Here is a 20,954-nt window from a genome sequence, read left to right on the forward strand (position 1 = left end):
GCAGGCCCCTGAGGCTCCCGACAACCACAGCCCGTCGCGTTCGACACGGTCGTGGATGCCAGCCCTCCTGTACACCCTGGGGTTCCTGGCGGTCTACCTGCTCGCCATCTGCACCCCCTGGGGACAACGAGCAGAGAACGCCCTGTTCGGCCTCGGTAGAGCGAACCCCGAAGACGTATGGATCTATCCCCTGTCAGGAGCGGCCTACGGCTCGACGCCCCTGCCGCCGCTGGAATTGAGCGCCAAGCCGACCCTGATGGTGGGCCTGGCCGTCATCGTGATTCTCACCCTGGTGCGGCGGTGCTGGTGGCAGGGGTGCGCGGCACTTGGGGTCGTCGTTCTCACGACCGGAGGCAAGGAGGTGCTCAGATCGATCCTGCCCCGCCCCGACCTGGTGGGCGCGTCCGAGAATCTCCTTGATCAGGGTTTCCCCAGTGGGCACACGGCCATCCCCGCCGCGCTGACCCTCGCCGCCGTCCTTCTGGTTTCCCCCCGCATCCGCCCTTATGCCGCCACGGCCGGTGTCCTGTGGCTCGCCTGCATCGCCGCCTACAGCGCGACCAACGGCGGCCACCGGCCCAGCGAAGTGTTGGGGGCCGCACTATTGGCCTGTGCCTGTTACAGCCTCGCAACCTGGCTGCTGCCGCCGGCCGCCGCGCCGGGCGCCATGTGGAGCCCCCGTGCGCTGCCCGTCATCACCCTGACGCTGGCATTGGCCATCGCCCTCGTTTCCGGCGCACGCAACGACACCCTCACGAGGTCACTGGTCTCCGCGGCGACGGGCTTCGTGTGTGCCGCCATGGTCTGGTACGCCGCAGTCGGGCGGCCCTCACGCCGTACACGCCCCACACTGGGCTGACCAGAGGTCTCCTGCTCGGGTGAGGGCGGGACCGGCGCATCCGCGCCGCATCAGGGAGATCATCGCGGGACGTGGTGTAGCAGCCGCCCCTCGCCGGGCAGAGCGGTGGGGGCGTGGGAGCGTCCAGGTAGTGGAGTGCTTCGACGGCGCCAGCTCCGTGATCGCCTATAGCACGGGAAGGGAGATCGCCTCGAACCGGCGCGACGAGCAGGAGATGTTCGTCCTGTGCCTGCGGATTCTCCAATCGGCCCTGGTCTACGTGAACACTCTGATGCTCCAGGACGTCCTCGGCGAACCGGAGTGGGCAGACCTCCTCACCCCTGCCGACCGGCGTGGCCTGACCCCGCCCTTCTGGTCCCACGTCCGGCCCTACGGTGAGGTGAAAACCTCGACATGGACACCCGTCTGAACCTCACTGCAGGCTCGACGGTGCCCCGCCCTCGTACCGCTGCCGACGTCGAGCAGTCGGTGCTGAGCCGCAGAGATCGGTGAGCCCCTCTGCTTTCATCACCTCAGTCTTCCTTAGAGGTCATCTCATTTGGTGAGTCTGCGGTAGCAGATGAGGGTGCAGGCGATGCTGGTGAAGGCGAGGAAGTGCTCGGCCTTGCGTTCGTAGCGTTGGTGGAGGCGGCGGCAGCCGGCGAGCCAGGCCATGGTGCGTTCGACGGTCCAGCGGTGGCGGCCCAGTCGTTGCGAGGGCTCAATTCCCTTGCGGGCGATGCGGTGGGTGATGCCCCGCTCGCGTAACCATCGCCGCAGGTGGGCGTAGTCGTAGCCCTTGTCGGCGTGGAGTTTGCCGGGCTTGCGCCGTCGCCGGCCGCGGCGTGAGCGGATCGGCGGGATGCCCTTCACGAGGGGGATCAGGGCCTGGCTGTCGTGCAGGTTGGCCCCGGAAATGCCGACGGATATGGGCAGACCCGATCGTTCCGTGATCAGGTGGATCTTCGAGCCGTACTTGCCCCGGTCAACAGGATTCGGACCCGTCAGGTCCCCCTTTTCAGGGCCCGCAGGTTCACCGAGTCGATCGCGCACCGCGACCAGTCCAACTCGCCGTCGGCACCGAGTTCGTCGAGGACCAGGCGGTGGAGCTTGGCCCACACCCTGGCCTTCGACCACTCCGAGAACCGCCGGTGAGCCGTCGCACCGGACGGACCGAACGACGCCGATGACAGCTGCTGCCAGGTACAACCCGACGTTGCCACAAACACAATCGCCGCCAGCACCTCCCGGTCGCCGTGCCGACGCCGACCACCGCCCTGCGGCCGCGACGGCACCTCCGGCACCACCCGCTGGAACAACTCCCACAACTCGTCCGGCACAAGCCGTTCAACGATCCCCACCATGACTCACAGAATACCGAGTCACCCAAATGAGATGACCTCTTAGACGGGCTAGGACCTGCCGGCTTGCGTCGCCCGGGGTTCACTACTTGCCGGGGAAGAAGGAGCCCAGCAGCAGCTCCAGGACGATCAAGCCGACACCCGCGATTCCACCAGCAGCCGCGTTCCGATAGATGATCGCCACCACCACCACAGCGGCAGCAATCGCGGCCGGCTCGGGCACCCCCTGCCGCGCTGCCGCTATGACAATCGCCGCGACCAGGACGACCGTGAGAGACAGGCGCACCGCATCACCCATTCGATGCGGCCCTCTGAGGTCCCGTTCGTCCAAGAGCGCTCCGAGCCGCCCCGAGGCGTACCGTTCGCTGATCGTCAACGCCATGCGCGCAAGGTCGCACGCCGCCTTCTGCGGGTCCTTGTCCAGTTCGGCCTCAGCGGCACGCAACGCCCCCACAACCTGGGCCGCGTGGCTCTTCAACGGTCCGTTACGCCGCGAGAAGAAGGGGACTGACCCCCGGGACATCCGAGCACCTCGTACGCGCAGCACTGGAAGCCGAAGGGACAGTGCTCGGAGGTGAGCATCACGACTTCCGGAAGAGCGCACGATGTCCGCGCACTGCCCGATCAAGTGCGTCCAGACGTTCACGCGCTCGAAGGTGTAGCCACCTGCACCGCACATCCGGGCGACAGAAGCCAGAAGCGACCACAAAGGGTATGCCAGCAGCAGCAAGGCAATAGCACCTGCGCCAACGTCGCCGACGAACCAAGCGGCCAGAGCCTTCGCGTCGCTGTAGTACGGAATCCGCTCGGCATGTTCGTCTGCTTGCTTCACATAGATCGACAACCCCTCGCCGATGACGCGGAGGCAGATGTAGGTGAACAGGCCGTACAACACCCACGTTCGTACACGACGTTGGTGATAGCGCCGCAGGGCCACCCGAACCGGACCCGGCACAGGCCCGATCCCGAGCACTTCGGCGTCTTCACGCAGCTTCCGTATCGCCTCATCCGCCTGCCGCCTGTGGCGCGCAGCCAGAGGAGCCCTCCTCCATCTCATCACCAACCGATCATCGCATCCGGTGACCAGTAGCTTCGGCCGTTCTCAACATCGCGCGTAAGAGGGCCATTTGGGGAAAAGCGAGCTAACAGGGCAGCGATGGCGAGGCCGGGCCCCGAAAGGAAATGAACGCGCTATGTAAGCAGGTCAGAGCACAATGCAACATCCCCCCCGAGCGAGGTGAAGGCCGCAACGCACATAGCCCTCGTGCCGTTGGGGAGATGTTCGAAGTCGCAACCCATCGGCACAGGAGCTTCGTTGGTTCCCTATGCTGCCGCGCTCGACCTCCCGCATACCTTGGTCGAGTGGGTCACCATGCTCATCGTCACCCGTGAGGGTGACCGCAGGTGCAAACTCCCGCCGCACCAGCGCGTGCTCGTCGCTCTGGTGTACCTACGACGGCACGACACCCTCGCCCGGATCGCGACCGATTTGGGGATAGCCGTCGGCACCGCCCACGCCTACGTCACGGCTGTGACCGATCTGCTAGCCGACCGGGCGCCGGGCCTGCTCAAGACTCTGCGGCAGCATGATCCGGAGTTCGTCCTGCTGGACGGAACTCTCGCCGAGTGCGACCGCGTCGGCGACAGCCGGGCCGACTACTCGGCCAAGCACCGCCGACACGGCGTGAACGTCCAGGTCGTCACCGACCCCGCTGGCGAGGTTCTGTGGATCTCGCCAGCGCTGCCGGGCCGCACCCACGACCTGACCGCCGCCCGCACCCACCGCATCATCCGGATCTGCGAGTGTCAGGGCGTCCCCATCCTCGCCGACCGTGCCTACCAGGGCGCCGGCCCCTGGGTTACCACGGGACTGAAACGACCACCGGGCGGCGAGCTCACCCACACTCAGCACATCGTCAACCGGGCCCTGGCCACGGCGAGGGCACCGGTCGAACGCGGCATGGCACGGCTGAAGTCCTGGCAGATCTTCCGCAGATCCCGCATCAGCCCCAACCGCATGACCGTCATCGCCAGAGCCGTCCTCACCCTGGAGAGGCAACGCTGAAAACGCTCACTGATCCGCCAGGCAGCGACCTGGTTTTGGCGCAGTGCAGTAGCGGCTATCGGCTCTCTGGCTGAGAGCGGACCAGATCCAGTAGCTCCGTTGAGGCCCTCTGCTACTTTCGTCGCCGGGAAGCCAGAACCGATACGCCTGCGGCTCATCGTGCCCGGTCGATACGGAGTGTGACTGTGCTGGGCAAGGGGAGAGGCGGTAACGGAGTCGGCGGCATGCACTACGGGTGAGCCGTGCGGTTGGTCGCCTTGAAGCGGATGCGCCGGGCGGACCGTCTCCCACTGCGGGCACCGGGGGCGCCCCCCGTAGCCGTGCGGTACGTACCGCACGGCACCGTGGCCGCCGGGGATCGAGGCGGATGCAGCGGGATCCAGCAGGATGTGAATGTCCGCCTCTGTGGCGTTTCCGCAGGTGAGAGGCGTCACTCGTTTGGGTTCGAGTCCCACCCGCCCCACCACAGCAGAAACGTCGTGACCTGCGGAAACGCCGTTTCGAAAGCTAGTCGGGGCATGGCATTCGATGTACGAACGCCGCACCGACCCGCCGTAGGCTCCTTCGTGTGGCCCACGTCCGGGCTCACGAACGCCTGAGCGGCGCCCCCTCCCGCGCCGCGATGTCGCGGACCGGTGGTTTCCGGAAGGGCCAGACCCGGCGCGAGGTCTTCGCTCCTTGGCTGTCATCGCGGTTCGGTCCCTTTCTCGCGGCGGGTGGATGTCCCGTTCACGACTGGGCGTTCGTGCCGTCGGCCTGGCTCAGGTGCTGGTCGAGTTGACGCTGGTTCTCGACGAGGCGCAGACACAGATGCCGCAGCTGGGCCGTCTCGGCGGGCGTGAATCCCCGGAAGACCGCCGCCATGGCGACCTGGGTGGGCCGGCGGAAGGACTCCACCCAGTCCAGCCCGGCGGGTGTGATCCGGGCCAGGACTGAACGGCGGTCACGCCGGTCGGGAACCCGCTCAGCCAGTCCGTCGCGTTCGAGGGTGTCGACCAGCCCGGTGACATTGCGCGAGCTCACTCCAACCGCCTGGGCCAGCTTGCCAATGCTCAACCCGTCATCGGGCGCGGCGCTCAGACGGATCAGGAGGTCGAGCGCCCCCGCGCTCAGCCCGCGTCCCTCGGCCCCGCGGGCGCGCAGGCGTTCGATGGCGTGGAAGGCGCCGCGGACCGCGGCTGCGCCTTCGAGGGCGAGGGTGTCCTGGCCTGCGGTGAACTGGGCCATGGCGGACCTCACCCGGGGGTCGAAGAGGCTGCCGTCCGGGTCGCGGGTGAGGTCTGACGAAGAGTTATGTACGTGCTTCATAATGAAGCAGGACTCTAATACTGGCTTCCGTGAATTGCCAACCTTGGGCACCCCAGGGACACAGGGGCCAACCGTGAACCCGAGGGCACCCTGAACTCCATGACCCGCCCGGGGGCATGCGCGAAGCGGCAACGGGTCCGGAGTCGGGGGCCCTCGCCACCGCAGGGCGCTTCGCGGCCGACGAACCGAGGTGCCGGACCCCGGCTTTCCCGGAGCCATCGAGATGCCTTCATGAGCAAGGAGCTCGCCCGCACCACTTCCCGTCCTCCTCGCTGTCGGTGCCGGGATCGCGGCGGTCGGATTTCGGCGGCGGGAGCGCTGAGCAGAGTCCCTGACGGTCTCGGCAACAGCGCCACTCCCTCTCTTGCGCTGCCCCGCCAGGGATTACGGGACAACCCTCGGGTGTCAATGGGGCGCGGCGGACTGAGAAGTTCATCGTCGGCCTGGAGCAGGTCTTCCCCACGTATCCCACCGTCCAGGAGGCCGCGGCAGCCTGGACGGTGCCGGCCGCAGGCTGACCGGCACGCCACCTTGTCTGCCGCCCCACCCTTCGGGGACACCCGCGTCGCCTGTCCTCAACACGACGGCCCCGCTTCCGCCTCGATATAAAAGTCATCTAAAAGTGAGAGGTGTGAATGCGAGGACGTGGGGCACCAGGCTGACCATGCTTCCCATCATTCTGGTTCTCCTCCTCGCCCTGATCCTCTTCGGTGCCGGTTTCGCTCTCAAGGCACTGTGGTGGATCGCCGTCATCGTCCTGGTCGTGTGGCTCCTCGGCTTCTTCATCCGCCCCGCCGGCCACGGCGGCAAGCGCGGCCGCTGGTACCGCTGGTAAGAACGAACACACCCAACTTTCTTGCGGGGCCCGACAGGAGAATCTGCCGGGCCCCGCACGCATGTCCCGGAATCGATAACACCGCCCCTGCGGGTGCGGTTTCACGGAGGCGGGAATACGAGCCCAGCCGGGGAGAAAGCTGCGCGGCTGCCGGGAAGCAAGCCCGCGGATTCAGGGCACGCCACGTGGGTGAACTCACAGCAGGCCTTGGTCACACCGGCTCACCGGGCTCTGCGCGCTTGAGCTTTCAGCCCCTGACGGGCCCGCCTCCGAACGCATCACCGCAACGAATCCGCCGTCGAAACAGGGTATTCAGCACCGCGAGAACAGGGCCCCACGGCACACGCCGGCTGAGCGTGGGCCGAGCAGCAGGTTTTCTTCCCGCTGTCTCACGGGTGTGTACCTCATGTTCGCGGGTACAGGAGCGTCTGCGCGTGCGAAGCCCGAAAGGGCAATTCGGTGGAGGGAAAGAATCATCATGTCGGTACCTGTGCAGGCCCCGGTCGAAAGAGCAGTCGGCGTACCGGCAGTTCTTCCGGAGATAGCTGATCCGCAGAAGGTCGCGCCGAAGGACGCCCGCCATCTCAGCAAGCTGTTCTTCGACCGGCTGCAGGTTCTTGAAGAGGGCACCGTCGAGTATCAGTACGCGCGCAACACGCTCATCGAGATGAATCTGTCGCTGGTGCATTTTGCCGCGAAGCGCTACCGCAACCGCGGCGACGGCCAGATGGAAGACATCGTCCAGGTCGGGACCATCGGCCTGATCAAAGCTATCGACCGGTTCGAGCTCACACGCGAAGTCGAGTTCACCACTTTCGCGATCCCTTACATCGTGGGGGAGATCAAGCGGTTCTTCCGCGACACCACCTGGTCCGTCCACGTCCCGCGCCGGCTGCAGGAACTGCGCGTCGTCCTCGCCAGGACCAAGGAGGACCTCGCCACTGAACTGGACCGCGATGCCACGGTCGCGGAGCTCGCAGCCCACCTCAAGATCAGCGAAGAGGAGGTCATCGACGGGCTCATCGCCGCGAACGGCTACACCGCCGGCTCCCTCGACGTGCCTGTCGGCGGTAGCGACGGCGACGGCTCCTCCGCAGGTGTCACCTACGGCGACATCACCGGTGACTGCGACCCCGGCATGCAGCTGTTCGAGAACCTCCACACCCTGGCGCCGCTGCTGGAACAGCTCGGCGAACGCGAGCGCGCCATAATTGAGATGCGCTTCGGCCAGGAGATGACTCAATCTCAGATCGGCGCTCACCTGGGCGTCTCCCAGATGCATGTCTCCCGCCTGATCACCCGCATCATCGGCGACCTCCGCGTCGGCATGTTCGCCCAGGACTGAGCGAACCGGTCGGACACCGGGCCGGTGCGACCGTGCCGGGTCATGTGGACGAAGAGGGCCGTGTCGGAAGAGATTTCGCGGGTAGACGGCACTGGTCGCAATGGATGTTCTGAGGACGGGGGAGTTTCATGGGCCAGGCAGCACGAGAACGTGGTCAGCGGTCGATGACCGCCGGTCCCCTTTCGGTATCCGCGATGTTCGAGGACAGTTCGGAGATCGCTGAGGCCCGCGACCTGGCTCGCTCGTTCCTGGCGGACGTGCAGGCCCTCCACGGGTTCCCCGTGTCCGGCAGGGCGATGGGGACCGTGCAACTGGTGGTCAGCGAGCTGGTCACCAACGCGCGCAAATACGCGCCCGGACCCTGCGTCCTGACCCTGGACATCCAGGACGGGGCTGTTCGCGTGCGCGTCTGGGACAGCGGTACGACGCTGCCGGTCACCCTGGCGCCGGATCCGTCCCGGGTGGGTCAGCACGGCCTGGAGATCGTGATGGCTGTCTGCCAGGGCCTCGCTGTGGAAAGGAAGCCGGTCGGTAAGCAGATCACGGCGGTCATCGCCCTCGCCGACGACCCCGGCGGCGACGTACTGGGCCGGCAGCTGTGACCGGCGTTGCGTGAGCTGATGAGTCTGACCACCCCCTCACGCGTGCGCCCTGCCCACGCGGCAGGTCTGCCCACGCGGGCGCCGCGATGGCGCAAGGGGCTGTTCCGCGCGCTGGACAGGCGTCGCTCACCCGGTCCGTTCAGCTCTGGCGGCCGCTCGCCCGGTTCCGGAACGAGCTTTGGAGCGGCGAGAGCCTGATCGCGCTCAAGCGCCGGTCGTACTGCTCACGCGGGATCACGCAGGCCGGCCACCCGCCGGTGGTCGCGGAACCCGACGGAGTGCTCGGCGGCCCCACCGCGACTGCCGGGGGACGGCGGATGGTCAGTGTCCGCGTCCCCTCGCCGACTTCACGACCGCGCGCACCTGCTCGGTACTACCGCAGTCACTCGCCAGGTGCTTCTCCCGTGCGGAGAGGAAAGCCGCTCCGAGCTCAGCCCGCCGGTCGTCGGAGACGTTCTCCCGTGCCCCGTTGAGGATGGTGCGCTCCTCCTCGTCCAGGTGGTGGCTGATCGCGTGCGCGAGACCTTCCAGCTTCTCGTCCCACTCGTCCGACCCGACGTCCTTCACTTCGAGCAGGGCCAGCAGCGCCTCGTTGCCCTCGGCGTGTTCTTCCGTGCCGTGCTCGACCTCGTGGCTGTCGATGTCCTTGAAGCGCTTGAGCGCCGGATAGACCTCGTGTTCCTCCGCCTCGCCATGGGCGATCAGCAGGGCGGAGAATTCCCGCAGTGCAGCGGCGCGGTCCGCCTCGACGCTGCGCATCCTGTGGAACAGGTCCTCCATGGCCCGGTGGTCCTTCAGGATCAGTGCTACGACGTCCCGGTTCTCTGCCACGGTTCAGGTCCTTCCTTCGAAATGGAGCTGTGCTTGTCCGGCTGCCCCGCGAAGCGGAACCCAGCGTTGACAACACGGCGGATCGGGGTCGAGGCGTGCTCCGGTCACGCGCCGGCCACCTGACCTCGTGACGCGTCATGGCCCGCTCGGACACCTTCGTCCGGCGAGCCATGACGCGTCACGAGGTCGGGTGGCGCCGAGGCCACGGCGGAGTCAGCGCCGACGCAGCATCATGACGACAGCGACGACGACGATGATCAGTACGACGGTGCCAATGCCTATGTACACGGGTCTCTCCTTGTGTCGCGGACGGGCCCCATCGGTGCCGTGGCCTCCGAGTGCCCCCGTTGCGGTGATCTAACGAGTGCGGCGATGAATTTCTCATCCACGTGACCACCGGGCACCGGCAGACCCGCACGTCACGCCCGGGCGGGATCGTCCGGATGCGGTGTCGTTCCCGACCAATCCGCTCCCGCCTCTGCCCCGAATCCTCGGGTGAGGGTTCTTGGAACCAACCCTCACCTCCCTGGCGGGGGGCGCGCCTGACGCGCCCCCCCCGCCGGCACCTTGCCCGCGCCCCGGAGCCGGTCAGGAGAGCGCGGTGAAACGGAACCTGACGTACCGCTAACACGCGGACGACACAGGCATTCGGGACCGAGAGAAGGGCACAAGACACGGGCCGCAACCCGGCGGCACCGAAGCAGCATGAGAGGAACGACGTGTCTTTCGCCAACCACCCCGAGACGCCCGGCGACTACCACCAGACCCAGCCGAGCGGGAGTGTGACGCGGAGTAACGGACTCGCGATCGCCGCGCTCGTTCTCGGCATTGTGGCGGTACTGCTCTTCTGGACCGTCCTCGGCGGCATCCTGCTCGGCCTGCTCGCGATCGTCCTCGGCATCATCGGGGCCCGTCGTGCCCGCGGCGGGAGAGCTCCGCACGGCACGCTGTCGATCGTCGGCGCCGTACTCGGCGCGCTGGGGCTGATCGGGTCGATCGTGATCATCGCGATCGGCGCGTCCATCCTCAACTCCGACGAGTTCAAGGACTTCAACGACTGCATTCAGCACGCCAATTCGCAGAGCGAGAAGGACCAGTGCTCCCAGGACTACAAGCAGGACACCGGCAACTGACCCACTGAGGTCCTGCCCCGGGTGGACCGGACCACGTCCGTCTCACGGATCGTCCTGGGGAAAGAGGTGGTGCGCTACCTGGCGGACTTCTCCCATGCGGTCGACTGGGACCCGGGGACGCGGGAGTGCGACCGCATCGACAGCGGCCCCCTCGCCGAAGGCGCGCAGTGGCACAACGTCTCCGAGTTCCGCGGTCGCCGTACGGAGCTGCGGTACCGCTTGGTCACGCTGACGGACGACCACGTGGTCTTCGTGGGTGAGAACAAGACCGCCACCTCGCGCGACGACCTGAGCTTCCGGGCCGACGGGGAGTCCACGGTCATCACCTACCGTGCGACGATCCGGTTCCACGGCCTGGCGCGGCTCGCCGATCCCTTCCTGCGCCGCGAATTCGAGCGGCTGGGCGACGAGATCACGGTCAGCATGCCCGCCGCGATCGACGGGCACGCGGCCTGACCCCTACTCGGTGACCGGAGCCGCCGATGCCGGCAGGGGCGCCGGCAGGGTGCTCCCTCCGGCGCGCCGGGCGTCGAGCAGACGTACCGAGAGCCGGTCCTCCAGAAGCCGGGCCGTGCCCCCGGCGCCGCGGTGACCACCGTCGTCCCCGCCGCCTCCCGGCTCAGGTCTTCCGGCCGATACCATCCTCCGTGACCGAATCCCTGACCGAAACGGCGGACGAGGCCGATGAGCCCGCCCCTCGCGCCCGCATATTCGCCGATCTGACCCCGCTGCGGACCTCGCCCGACTACCGGCGGCTCTGGTTCGGGAACACGGTCTCCTGGGTCGGGCAGGGGATGACGGCGCTCGCCGTCTCGCTCCAGGTGTACGACCTCACCGGGTCAGCCTTCTCCGTCGGGCTGATCGGATTCTGCTCGCTCGTGCCCCTGGTCGTCTTCGGGCTCTACGGCGGCGCCGTCGCCGACACCGTCGACCGGCGCAAGCTGGGACTGGCCAGTGCCTTCGGGTCGTTCGTGCTCTCCGTCGGGCTGGTGGCGATCACCGTCGCCGGGGTGGAGCGGGTGGGGCTGCTGTACGCGGTCGTCGCGCTCCAGGCCGTCTGCTTCGCGCTCAACTCACCGGCCCGCAGCTCGATGATCGCCCGCCTCCTGCCGGCCGAACAGCTGCCCGCCGCCAACGCGCTGAACTCCATGACCAGCACCACGGGCGGGCTCGTCGGACCGATGCTCGGCGGGCTCATCGTCGGCTGGTGGGGGTACCGGGCCGCGTACGGCATCGACGCCGTCACCTTCACCGCCTCGCTGTACGCGATGTGGCGGCTGCCCGCGATGCTGCCGGACCGGGGGGAGGGGGCCGCCGGGGCCGCGAAGCGGGCGTCGGTCATGGACGGGCTGCGGTTCCTGGGGACCCGGCCCAATCTGCGGATGACCTTCTTCACCGACATGTGCGCCATGGTGCTGGCCAATCCCCGCGCACTGTTCCCCGTCGTCGCCGCCCTCTGGTACGGGGGCGACGCGAAGACCACCGGACTGCTGGTCGCCGCCCCGGCGCTGGGGGCGCTGCTGGGCGGGGTGTTCTCCGGCTGGCTGGGGCGGATCCGGCGGCAGGGGCTCGCCGTGCTCTTCGCGGTCGCGAGCTGGGGGACCGCCATCGCGGTGTTCGGGCTGACCCGGCAGCTCTGGCTCGGGCTGATCTTCCTGGCGCTCGCGGGGGCGGCCGACACCACCTCGATGGTCTTCCGCAACACCATGCTCCAGGCCGCCGTGCCGGACGGGATGCGGGGGCGGCTCCAGGGCGTGTTCATCGTCGTCGTGGCGGGCGGCCCCCGGCTCGGCGACTTCCTGGCCGGATCGGTCGCCGATCTCGTCTCGCCCGGCGTGGCCGTGACCGGGGGAGGGATCGCGTGCGTGGCCGCGGTGGCGGTGCTGGCCCTGCGGTGGCCCCGGTTCGCGCGGTACGACGCACACGATCCCGAGGCCTGAGGGCTGTCCACGGACCTGTGCCCGGACCGAAGCCGCGGCCCCGTCAGGAGACGTCCGTGACCTTCGGCATCTCGCCGCCGGTCGTCGTGCCGTCGATCAGCGAGAACGGTGCGCCCTGCGGGTCGGTCAGGGACGCGAACCGGCCGAACGGGATGGTCAGCGGGCCGAACCGGAGCTGCGCCCCGAGCGCCTTGGCCTTCTCCACGGCCGCGTCGCAGTCCGCGACGGTGAAGTACACGTTCAGAAACGGCGGCACCTCCGGCGGGAAGTCCTCCGTCATCTTCATCCGGCCGAGCACCGGGTCCGCTCCCAGGTCGTAGAGCGTGAAGTCGATCTCGTCGTCCTCGACGCGCTTCACTTACCCGAAGACGCCGCGGAAGAAGGCGTCCGCCTTCTCCGGCTCCCGGGTGAAGACCTCGGCCCAGCTGTAGGCGCCGGGCACGTTGCGCGCACCGAACCCCTCGTGGCTGCCCGCCTGCCACACCCCGAAGGCCGTCCCGCCCGGGTCGCGGGCCAGCGCCATCGTGCCGAACTCGCTGACCTGCATGGGTTCCACCAGCACCTCGCCGCCGTGCTCGCGGATCTTCGCGGTGGTGGCCGCGGCGTCCGGCGAGGCGAGATACAGGGTCCAGGCGGCCGGTACCTCCTGGCCGGGGACGGGAGGCATCAGGGCGGCAACCGCCCTGCCGTCCACGTACGCCTGGGTGTAGTTGCCGAACTCGGGCAGCGAGTCGCCGTAGGTCCAGCCCAGCAGCTCACCGTAGAAGCGCTTCGCACCCTGGATGTCGCCGAACGTCGCATCGGCCCAGCACGGAGTGCCCTCTGATTCTGCGGCCATGACCCGGCCTCTCTTCTGCTTGAGGATATGTCCCCTCTATTACGCTATCGACCCATCGCCTCCTGTGCGCGCCGAGCCCGTGCCGGCGCCCGGCGGGCCGGGCCGCACGACGGAGCGGGCGACTCCCAGGTCCACCAGGTCCTGCGGACGCAGCCGCAGCTGGTCCGCCGTGGCGTGCACCTGGTCCGGGGAGCGCTTCAGGATCGCCGCCGCGAGTTCCGGGGCGATGACCGAGAAGTAACTGTCGGCGGTGACATGGGTGTTGCCCGGTGCGGCCAGGGCCAGTGCGCCGCCCGAGCCGCCCTCGCCGATCACCAGGGTCGTGACGGGGACCCGGGCGGCCGCGATCGCCGCGAAGGCGTCGGCGATGGCCGCACCCGCACCGGCCCGTTCCGCCTCGGCGTCATTGGCCGCGCCCGGGGTGTCGACCAGGGTGAGGACCGGGACGCCGAGCCGGTCGGCCAGCCTGATCACCCGGGCCGCTGTGCGGTAGCCGGCCGGGCGGGTCGCGGTGCCGCACTGGGCGACGTACGCGACGGGCCGCCCCTCGCGCAGCCCGAACCCGCAGAGCAGCCCGGGGTCCGTGCCCCCGCAGCGGTCCCCGTGGAGCGGGAGCCGTATCCCGAAGTAGGCGTCCAGATAAGCCTCGGCGCGCGGCCGTGACGCGGACCGGGCCCGGACCACGGCCTCCCAGCCGGTCCGCGGGAGCCCGGTCGCGGAGAGTGCGGCCGGCACCGGTGCGGCCGCCGGCGCGGGGTCGCGGTGGGCGAGCGCCCCCAGCCAGTGGCCCAGGGTGGCGGCCAGCTCCTCCTGCGGGACGATCGCGTCGATCTGGCCGGCCGCCAGTTGGCCCTCGGCGGTGTACGCGAGGGGGTCCGCGCCGGGCGGCCGTACCCGGGAGCCGGCGAACCCGATCTGGGCCCCCGGCAGTGCCAGGATCACATCGGCGCCCGCGCCCAGGGTCGCCCAGCCGCCGCCGGTCGTCGGGTCGCGCAGGACTGCGAGCTGCGCCGGACCGGCCGCCCGCAGCCGCGCCGACGCACGGGCCACCCGGTGCAGCTGGGTGAGCGCGATCATGCCCTCCTGCATCCGGCTGCCGCCCGTGGCGATCAGTGAGACGAGGGGGAGCCGCCGGGTCACGGCCTCCTCGTACGCCGCCTCCAGCCGGTCCCCGGTGCGCTGCCCGAGCGAGCCGCCGAGGAACCCGAACTCGAACGAGACCAGGACGCAGGGGTGGCCGCCGAGGGTGGCGAGGCCGTGCACGACGGACTCCCGCTCACCGGTGCGGGCGGTGGCCCGTGCCCGGGAGTCCGCGTATCCCGTCCAGTCGAGCGGTCCGTCGGCCGCGGTGTCCTCGCGGGGGGCGGTGGACTCGGTGAAGTCCGCGGTGACGGCGGCGATCGCCGCACGGGCCGACAGCCGGTCAGCCATGGAGCGACCGCTTCATGATCTTGCCCAGGTCGTTGCGTGGCAGCGCGTCCAGGTAGCGGACCGTGCGCGGCCGCTTGTGCGGGGAGAGCTGGGCCGCGACATGACCGGCGAGCTCGTCGGCCGGGGGCGGGGAGGAGGGGTCGGCCGGCACCACCCAGGCGACGATCCGCTCGCCCAGGTCCGGGTCGGGTTCGCCGGTGACGGCTGCCTCGCGGACGCCCGGGTGGTCCAGGAGGGCGTTCTCGATCTCACCGGCGCCGATCTTGTGGCCGCCGCTCTTGATCAGGTCGGTGGCCTTGCGGCCCACGATCCGTACGTACCCGTCGGGGTCGAGGGTGGCCATGTCCCCGGTACGGAACCAGCCGTCGGCGGTGAGTGCGGCGGCCGTCGCGTCGGGGCGGTTGAGGTAGCCGGTGAACAGGTTCGGGCCGCGTACCTGGATCTCGCCGATGGACGCGGGGTCGGCGAGAGCGCTGCCGTCCTCCTCGACCAGGCGGAGTTCGACGCCGCGCAGCGGGGCGCCGACGGTGCCGGGGCGCGGTTCGCCGTCGGCCCGCACGCCCGTGTTCATGAGCGTCTCCGTCATGCCGTACCGCTCGATGACCCGGCGGCCGGTCGCCGCCGCGATCCGCTCGTGGTCGTGGACCGGCAGCGCGGCCGACCCGGAGACCAGCAGCCGGGCACCCGCCAGGGCCTTCGCGAGCCCGTCGGACGCGGAGGGGCCGGCAAGCGCTTCCGCGATCCGGTGGTACATCGTCGGCACGCCGAACAGCATCGTGCCGCCCGACTCCAGCTCCCGGGTCACGCCCTCGGTGGAGAACCGGCCGAGATGGCGCACCGAACCGCCCCGCCGCAGCGGGCCGAGGACGCCGAGGACCAGGCCGTGCACATGGAACAGCGGCAGCGCGTGGACGAGGACGTCGTCGCCGGTCCACTGCCAGGCGTCCTCCAGCGCGTCCAGGGTGGCGGCGATGGCCCGGCGCGGCAGGACCGCGCCCTTGGGCGGGCCGGTGGTGCCGGAGGTGTACACGATCAGGGCCGGGGACTCGGGTGAGGGCTCGGCGAAGGAGGCGGCGGAGCGGGCCGGCTCCCCGGTGTCCACGCCCACGTCCACCCGGGTCAACGCGGCCAGTGCGGGCGGCAGTACGGCACCGGCCGCGGCCAGCACCGTCGACGGTGCGCTGTCGGCGACGATATGGGCCAGCTCCCGCTCGCCCGTCTTCGGGTTGAGCGGTACGGCGGGCACCCCCGCCCGGAGCGCGGCGACCACCGCGACCACGGTCTCCGGGACCGGGGCGGCCCAGACCGCGACCCGGCCGGCATCGGCGATCCGGGCCGCGAGCGCATCCGCAGCGGCGGCCAACTGTGCGTAGTTCAGGGACTGTTCGCCGAACCGGACGGCTTCGCGGGCGGCCGGCGGACCGGCGGGATCCTGGAGTGCAGGCAGAAGTGGCATCACTCTGCGAACCCTAGATAGGTGAAGCGCTTCCGTCATCGGAATGTGTCCCGAACCGGCGCCGGATGGCTGTACGGGGCATCCGGCGGGAATTTGGATACGACCTTGACATATTAATTTTGCGTTGCCAGCATGCAAAAAGTTCACTCCGGTAGGGCATCTCGGCGCGGCAGGGAGGAAAGAACCTGGCTGCATCGCCGCTCGCCCGGCAGTACACGCACGTCGCAAAGCGCGACAGCGCCTTGCCTGACAACCCCACGCACCGTCAGGAAGGAAGCGTTCATGCCTCTGTCCCCACCCCTGTGGTCCAGACTCGTCACCGCGCTCACCCTGGTCGCCACCGGCGGCCTCGCCGCGGGTGCCGCGGTGGCCGCGCCCGCAGCCCCCACCGCGGTCCACGCGGCGGCCGACATCCCCGCCGCCGACTACCAGCAGGTCCAACTGGCCCTCGGAGCGGCCGAACTGGGCGAGGCCATGTCCCTCGCCGTTCTGCCGGACCGGTCCGTCGTCCACACCGCCCGGGACGGCACGGTCCGGCTCACCGACGCCTCCGGGGCGACGAAGACCGCTGCCAAGCTCGATGTCTACACGCACGACGAGGAAGGACTGCAGGGCGTCGCGGCCGACCCGGACTTCGCCGCCAACCGCTACCTCTACCTCTACTACTCACCCACCCTGAACACCCCGGCCGGTGACGCCCCCGTCACCGGAACGGCCGCCGACTTCGAACCGTGGAAGGGGCACCTCAACCTCTCCCGGTTCACCCTGAAGGCCGACGGGACGCTGGACACCGCGAGCGAGAAAGTCGTCCTCGAAGTCCCCAACGACCGTGGCCAGTGCTGCCACGTCGGCGGTGACATCGACTTCGACGCCGCCGGGAACCTCTACCTGACCACCGGCGACGACACCAACCCCTTCGAGTCCGCCGGCTACGCACCCATCGACGAACGCACCGACCGCAACCCGCAGTTCGACGCCCAGCGCTCCTCCGGGAACACCAACGACCTGCGCGGCAAGCTGCTGCGGATCAAGCCCACCGCGTCCGGCGGCTACACCGTCCCGGCCGGCAACCTCTTCGCCCCCGGCACCGACCGGACCCGGCCGGAGATCTACGCGATGGGCTTCCGCAACCCGTTCCGGATGTCCGTCGACAAGCCGACCGGCACCGTCTACATCGGCGACTACGGCCCCGACGCCGGCACCACCGACGCCGGCCGCGGCCCCAGCGGCCAGGTCGAGTTCGACCGCGTCACCGGCCCCGGCAACTTCGGCTGGCCCTACTGCACGGGCACCAACACCCCCTCGGAGACGTACAACGAGTACACCTTCCCGAGTGGCCCATCCGGCGCGAAGTACGACTGCGCGGCCGGTCCGGCCAACAACTCCTTCCGCAACACCGGCCGGCCGACGCTGCCCGCCGTGCGGCCCGCCTGGATCAGGTACGCGGGTGACGCGGGCTCCCCGCCCGAGTTCGGCGGCGGCTCCGAATCGCCGATGGCCGGTCCCGTCTACCACTACGACGCGGACCTCGACTCGGCCGTGAAGTTCCCCGCCTCGCTCGACGGCCGTTTCTTCGCCACCGAGTACGGCCGCAAGTGGATCAAGCCGGTCGAGGTGAAGGCCGACGGGTCACCCGGGACGATCGACACCTTCCCGTGGACCGGCACCCAGGTCATGGACTCCGCGTTCGGCCCGGACGGTGCGCTGTACGTCCTGGACTACGGCACCGGCTCCAACAACCAGGCGCTGTACCGCGTCGAGTACCTGGCGGGCAGCAACCGCTCCCCGGTCGCCAGGGCCGCGGTGGACCGGACGTCCGGCCCGATCCCGCTCGACGTCGCCTTCTCGGCGGCCGGCAGCGCGGACCCCGAGGGCGGGGCGCTGCACTACGCCTGGGACTTCGGTGACGGAGCCACCTCCACCGAGGCCGATCCGCACCACACCTACACCACCGCCGGGACCTTCCGGCCGACCCTGACCGTCACCGACCCCGAGGGGCTCACCGGCACCGCCAGTCTCGTCGTGACCGCGGGCAACACCGCCCCCGCGGTCACTCTGACCACGCCCGCCGACGGCGGACTCTTCTCCTTCGGTGACTCCGTGCCCTTCACGGTCACCGTCACCGACCCGGAGGACAGCACGGTCGACTGCTCGAAGGTCAAGGTCACCTATCTGCTCGGCCACGACAGCCACCGCCACCAGATCACCTCGAAGAACGGCTGCTCCGGCACCATCGACGTCCCCGTCGACGGCGAGCACGACAGCGCCGCCAACATCTACGGGGTCCTCGACGCCGAGTACACGGACGCCGGCGGGCTCACCACCCACGGCGACAGCATCCTCCAGCCCCGGCACCGGCAGGGCGAGCACTTCGCCGCCCAGTCCGGGATCGAGCCCGCCCAGCACGGGACGGCCGAGGGCGGCGCCACCGTCGGCTTCACCGACAACGGCGACTGGATCTCCTTCGAGCCGTACGCCCTGTCCAACGCCACCGGCGTCTCGGCCCGGGTCTCCTCCGCCGGTCCCGGCGGCACGCTGGAGGTGCGCGCGGGTTCCCCCACCGGCACCCTGCTCTCCACCCTGACCGTCGCACCCACGGGCGGCTGGGAGAACTTCACCGACGTCTCGGCGAACGTGAGCAACGCACCCGCCGGCACCACGGAACTCTTCCTCGTCTTCAAGGGGCCCACCGGCCGGGGGAACCTGTTCGACCTGGACGCCTTCACCTTCAAGGCGGAGGGGTGACCGACGCATGAGACACCAACTGGCCCGGCGCGTACGCCATATCGCCTCCGCCGCCGCACTCGCCCTGGGAGCCGGGTTCCTGGCCCCCGCCCCGGCGGGCGCCGCCGCGGACCCGTACGACGTGCTCGTCTTCTCCAGGACCGCCGGATTCCGGCACGACTCCATCCCGGCCGGCATCACCGCGATCCAGCAACTGGGCGCGGCGGACGGCTTCGGCGTCACGGCCACCGAGGACGCGGGCGCCTTCACCCCGGAGAACCTCGCCGGGTACGAGGCGGTGGTCTTCCTCAGCACCACCGGCGACGTCCTGAACACCGCACAGCAGGACGCGCTCGCCGGGTACGTGGACGGCGGCGGCGGATTCGTCGGCGTCCATGCGGCCGCCGACACGGAGTACGACTGGCCGGCGTACGAGCACCTCGTCGGCGCCTGGTTCAAGAGCCACCCGGCGATCCAGCAGGCGAAGGTCGTCACCGAGGACCACGCCCACCCGGCGACCGCGCACCTCGACGACGACTGGGTCCGCACCGACGAGTGGTACAACTACCGCACCGATCCCCGCGACGACGTCCATGTGCTCCAGAGCCTGGACGAAAGCAGCTACACCGGCGGCGAGATGGGCGGCGACCACCCGATCACCTGGTGCCACCCGCAGCAGCAGGGGCGGTCCTTCTACACCGGCCTCGGCCACACCATCGAGTCCTACAGCGATCCGGACTTCCGCCGACTGCTGCTCGGCGGCATCCAGTACGCGGCCGGCGTGGTGCGGGCCGACTGCGGCTCCGGGACCCCGGACCCCGGTGACGCCCCCGTGGAGGCGGAGTCGTACACCTCCTCCTTCGGCGTGCAGAGCGCCGCGCACAACGGGGCGGGCGGCGGGGCCACGCTCGGCTACATCGACAACGGCGACTGGGCGGGCTACGCCTTGGTCAACACGGCCGGGGCCACCTCCTTCACCGCCAGGGTCTCCTCGGCCGGGGCGGGCGGCACCATCGAGGTGCGCTCCGGTTCCGCCACCGGACCGCTGCTCGGATCGGTGGACGTCGCCCCGACCGGCGGCTGGGAGACCTTCACGCAGGTGACCGGCGCCGTCACCGCCACCGGTTCGGGCCCGCTGTTCCTCCGGTTCACCGGGGGAGCGGGCTCCCTCTTCGACATCGACAGCTTCACCCTGGCCGGACAGCAGGGCACCAAGGCCACGGGCTCCTCCCGCGTGCACCTCTTCTACTACCCCTGGTACGGCACCCCGGAGACGAACGGCGGCTGGCGCCACTGGGAGCAGGGCGGCCACACCCCGCCCGACGACATCGGCGCCGACCTCTACCCGAAGCTCGGCCCGTACGACTCCGGTGACATCGCCGGGGCCGTCGAGCAGCACATGAAGTGGATCGAGCGGTCGGGCGCCGGAGTCATCGTCTACAGCTGGTGGGGGCAGGGCGGCTACGAGGACAAGCTCGCCCCGGAGGTCCTGGACGCCGCCGCCCGGCACGGGATCAAGGTCGCCTGGCACATCGAACCGTACGGCGGCAGGACCGCGGCCTCCGTGGTCGACGACATCGCCTATCTGACCGGCGAGTACGGCGACCACCCCGCCTACTACCGGGACGCCGAGCACGGCAACCGCCCGGCGTTCTACGTCTTCGAGAGCCTGCGGATCCAGGACTGGTCGGCCCTGGACGCCGTGCGCGACAGCGCCGTCGTCCTCGCCCAGACCACCGACACCACCAAGGTCGCGCACTTCGGCGGGATCTACACCTACGACGGCATCGCCGGTGCCACCGCCCCCGGCTGGAAGCAGGCGGGGGAGTACGCCAAGTCCAACGGCCTGGTCTGGGCGCCCTCGGTGGCACCCGGATACATCGACGACCGGGCCGTGCCCGGCAACACCACGCCCACCCTGGGGCGGGAGGACGGCGCCTCCTACGACCTGGAGTGGAGCAACGCCCTCGACCCGGCCATCGGCGGATCGCCCTCCTGGGTCTCCGTCACCTCCTTCAACGAATGGCACGAGGGCAGCCCGATCGAGCCCGCGGCGGGCAACCCGCCCGCCGGACACGGCTACCGGACGTACGAAGGGGCATACGGGAAGACGGGGGCCGCCGCCGAGACGGCCTACCTCGACCGGACGGCGTACTGGGTGGACCGGTTCGAGCAGCGGCGCACCGCTGCTCGTGCCGCACGCTGAAGCGGCGGTGACGACACGCTGAACCGGTCCACGACGAACGG

At 69.8% G+C, this 20,954-nt stretch carries 17 protein-coding genes and 1 pseudogene; 11 read left to right on the forward strand and 7 right to left on the reverse strand.

The window, feature by feature from the left end; genetic code table 11:
• Positions 1-55: 55 nt before the first annotated feature.
• Both OG322_RS26185 and OG322_RS26190 read left to right on the forward strand, forming a co-directional pair.
• On the forward strand, positions 56-859 hold the full coding sequence (locus OG322_RS26185) for a phosphatase PAP2 family protein (protein WP_329307018.1): 804 nt from the start codon (positions 56-58) through the stop codon (positions 857-859).
• A gap of 157 nt (positions 860-1,016) precedes the next feature.
• Positions 1,017-1,268 (forward strand): Tn3 family transposase, encoded by a 252-nt coding sequence (locus tag OG322_RS26190; protein WP_329307019.1) that lies wholly within the window; start codon positions 1,017-1,019, stop codon positions 1,266-1,268.
• Between the two features lie 125 nt (positions 1,269-1,393).
• Here the strand turns inward: OG322_RS26190 and OG322_RS26195 are convergent.
• Both OG322_RS26195 and OG322_RS26200 read right to left on the reverse strand, forming a co-directional pair.
• Positions 1,394-2,202 (reverse strand): IS5 family transposase gene (locus OG322_RS26195; RefSeq protein ID WP_443066559.1). Its coding sequence is split into 2 segments (ribosomal slippage): positions 1,394-1,854 and positions 1,854-2,202, totalling 810 coding nucleotides; the frame shifts between segments, so codons are not numbered across the junction.
• Positions 2,203-2,284: 82 nt separating this feature from the next.
• Entirely contained in the window at positions 2,285-3,091 is an 807-nt protein-coding gene (locus OG322_RS26200; protein WP_329307021.1) for a hypothetical protein, read from the reverse strand.
• 423 nt (positions 3,092-3,514) lie between these two features.
• Here OG322_RS26200 and OG322_RS26205 point away from each other — a divergent pair, with 423 nt between their 5' ends.
• Positions 3,515-4,264 (forward strand): transposase family protein, encoded by a 750-nt coding sequence (locus tag OG322_RS26205; RefSeq protein WP_329307022.1) that lies wholly within the window; start codon positions 3,515-3,517, stop codon positions 4,262-4,264.
• Positions 4,265-4,993: 729 nt separating this feature from the next.
• Here OG322_RS26205 and OG322_RS26210 read toward each other — a convergent pair.
• Entirely contained in the window at positions 4,994-5,572 is a 579-nt protein-coding gene (locus OG322_RS26210) for a MarR family winged helix-turn-helix transcriptional regulator (protein WP_123470780.1), read from the reverse strand.
• A 664-nt stretch (positions 5,573-6,236) separates the two neighbouring features.
• On the opposite strand from OG322_RS26210, the gene OG322_RS26215 reads away from it, so the two are divergent.
• From OG322_RS26215 to OG322_RS26225, 3 genes are all read left to right on the forward strand, one after another.
• Positions 6,237-6,407 (forward strand): DUF5670 family protein, encoded by a 171-nt coding sequence (locus tag OG322_RS26215; protein WP_123470778.1) that lies wholly within the window; start codon positions 6,237-6,239, stop codon positions 6,405-6,407.
• Between the two features lie 478 nt (positions 6,408-6,885).
• A complete protein-coding gene (locus tag OG322_RS26220; RefSeq protein ID WP_241200173.1) occupies positions 6,886-7,752 on the forward strand; it encodes a SigB/SigF/SigG family RNA polymerase sigma factor in 867 nt (288 codons plus the stop codon).
• A gap of 194 nt (positions 7,753-7,946) precedes the next feature.
• A complete protein-coding gene (locus OG322_RS26225) occupies positions 7,947-8,354 on the forward strand; it encodes an ATP-binding protein (RefSeq protein WP_241199959.1) in 408 nt (135 codons plus the stop codon).
• A 321-nt stretch (positions 8,355-8,675) separates the two neighbouring features.
• Here the strand turns inward: OG322_RS26225 and OG322_RS26230 are convergent, their stop codons facing one another.
• Entirely contained in the window at positions 8,676-9,185 is a 510-nt protein-coding gene (locus tag OG322_RS26230) for a hemerythrin domain-containing protein (RefSeq protein ID WP_123470770.1), read from the reverse strand.
• 719 nt (positions 9,186-9,904) lie between these two features.
• Between OG322_RS26230 and OG322_RS26235 the strand changes: the two genes are divergently transcribed.
• The 3 genes from OG322_RS26235 to OG322_RS26245 all read left to right on the forward strand — a co-directional run bounded on the left by OG322_RS26235 (position 9,905) and on the right by OG322_RS26245 (position 12,258).
• Complete coding sequence (locus tag OG322_RS26235) at positions 9,905-10,318, forward strand: DUF4190 domain-containing protein (RefSeq protein WP_123470768.1); 414 nt, start codon at positions 9,905-9,907, stop codon at positions 10,316-10,318.
• Between the two features lie 12 nt (positions 10,319-10,330).
• Positions 10,331-10,774: an SRPBCC family protein gene (locus OG322_RS26240; RefSeq protein ID WP_398914083.1), complete on the forward strand. Its 444-nt coding sequence runs from the start codon at positions 10,331-10,333 to the stop codon at positions 10,772-10,774.
• Between the two features lie 191 nt (positions 10,775-10,965).
• On the forward strand, positions 10,966-12,258 hold the full coding sequence (locus OG322_RS26245) for an MFS transporter (protein ID WP_405701076.1): 1,293 nt from the start codon (positions 10,966-10,968) through the stop codon (positions 12,256-12,258).
• A 43-nt stretch (positions 12,259-12,301) separates the two neighbouring features.
• Here the strand turns inward: OG322_RS26245 and OG322_RS26250 are convergent.
• The 3 genes and pseudogenes from OG322_RS26250 to OG322_RS26260 all read right to left on the reverse strand — a co-directional run bounded on the left by OG322_RS26250 (position 12,302) and on the right by OG322_RS26260 (position 15,983).
• Positions 12,302-13,096: pseudogene (locus OG322_RS26250) on the reverse strand (VOC family protein).
• 39 nt (positions 13,097-13,135) lie between these two features.
• Positions 13,136-14,527: a carboxyl transferase domain-containing protein gene (locus OG322_RS26255; RefSeq protein ID WP_329307023.1), complete on the reverse strand. Its 1,392-nt coding sequence runs from the start codon at positions 14,525-14,527 to the stop codon at positions 13,136-13,138.
• Positions 14,520-15,983, reverse strand: coding sequence for an acyl-CoA synthetase (locus OG322_RS26260; protein WP_329307024.1), 1,464 nt, complete (start codon positions 15,981-15,983; stop codon positions 14,520-14,522). The genes OG322_RS26255 and OG322_RS26260 overlap by 8 nt, the downstream gene beginning before the upstream one ends.
• A 282-nt stretch (positions 15,984-16,265) precedes the next feature.
• On the opposite strand from OG322_RS26260, the gene OG322_RS26265 reads away from it, so the two are divergent.
• Both OG322_RS26265 and OG322_RS26270 read left to right on the forward strand, forming a co-directional pair.
• Complete coding sequence (locus OG322_RS26265) at positions 16,266-18,728, forward strand: PQQ-dependent sugar dehydrogenase (RefSeq protein ID WP_329307025.1); 2,463 nt, start codon at positions 16,266-16,268, stop codon at positions 18,726-18,728.
• Between the two features lie 7 nt (positions 18,729-18,735).
• The gene (locus tag OG322_RS26270) at positions 18,736-20,913 is read left to right on the forward strand and encodes a ThuA domain-containing protein (protein ID WP_329307026.1); all 2,178 of its coding nucleotides are present in this window, start codon (positions 18,736-18,738) and stop codon (positions 20,911-20,913) included.
• The last annotated feature ends 41 nt before the right edge of the window (positions 20,914-20,954 follow it).

Source organism: Streptomyces sp. NBC_01260 (genome assembly GCF_036226405.1).
Classification (GTDB): domain Bacteria; phylum Actinomycetota; class Actinomycetes; order Streptomycetales; family Streptomycetaceae; genus Streptomyces; species Streptomyces laculatispora.

Excerpts from the sequence above, each read along its gene's own strand:
- OG322_RS26185 (WP_329307018.1), top strand. The coding sequence starts at position 56 with ATGCCAGCCCTCCTGTACACCCTGGGGTTCCTGGCGGTCTACCTGCTC.
- OG322_RS26210 (WP_123470780.1), bottom strand. The coding sequence starts at position 5,572 with ATGAAGCACGTACATAACTCTTCGTCAGACCTCACCCGCGACCCGGAC.
- OG322_RS26215 (WP_123470778.1), top strand. The coding sequence starts at position 6,237 with ATGCTTCCCATCATTCTGGTTCTCCTCCTCGCCCTGATCCTCTTCGGT.
- OG322_RS26220 (WP_241200173.1), top strand. The coding sequence starts at position 6,886 with ATGTCGGTACCTGTGCAGGCCCCGGTCGAAAGAGCAGTCGGCGTACCG.
- OG322_RS26225 (WP_241199959.1), top strand. The coding sequence starts at position 7,947 with ATGTTCGAGGACAGTTCGGAGATCGCTGAGGCCCGCGACCTGGCTCGC.
- OG322_RS26255 (WP_329307023.1), bottom strand. The coding sequence starts at position 14,527 with ATGGCTGACCGGCTGTCGGCCCGTGCGGCGATCGCCGCCGTCACCGCG.
- OG322_RS26260 (WP_329307024.1), bottom strand. The coding sequence starts at position 15,983 with ATGCCACTTCTGCCTGCACTCCAGGATCCCGCCGGTCCGCCGGCCGCC.
- OG322_RS26265 (WP_329307025.1), top strand. The coding sequence starts at position 16,266 with ATGCCTCTGTCCCCACCCCTGTGGTCCAGACTCGTCACCGCGCTCACC.
- OG322_RS26270 (WP_329307026.1), top strand. The coding sequence starts at position 18,736 with ATGAGACACCAACTGGCCCGGCGCGTACGCCATATCGCCTCCGCCGCC.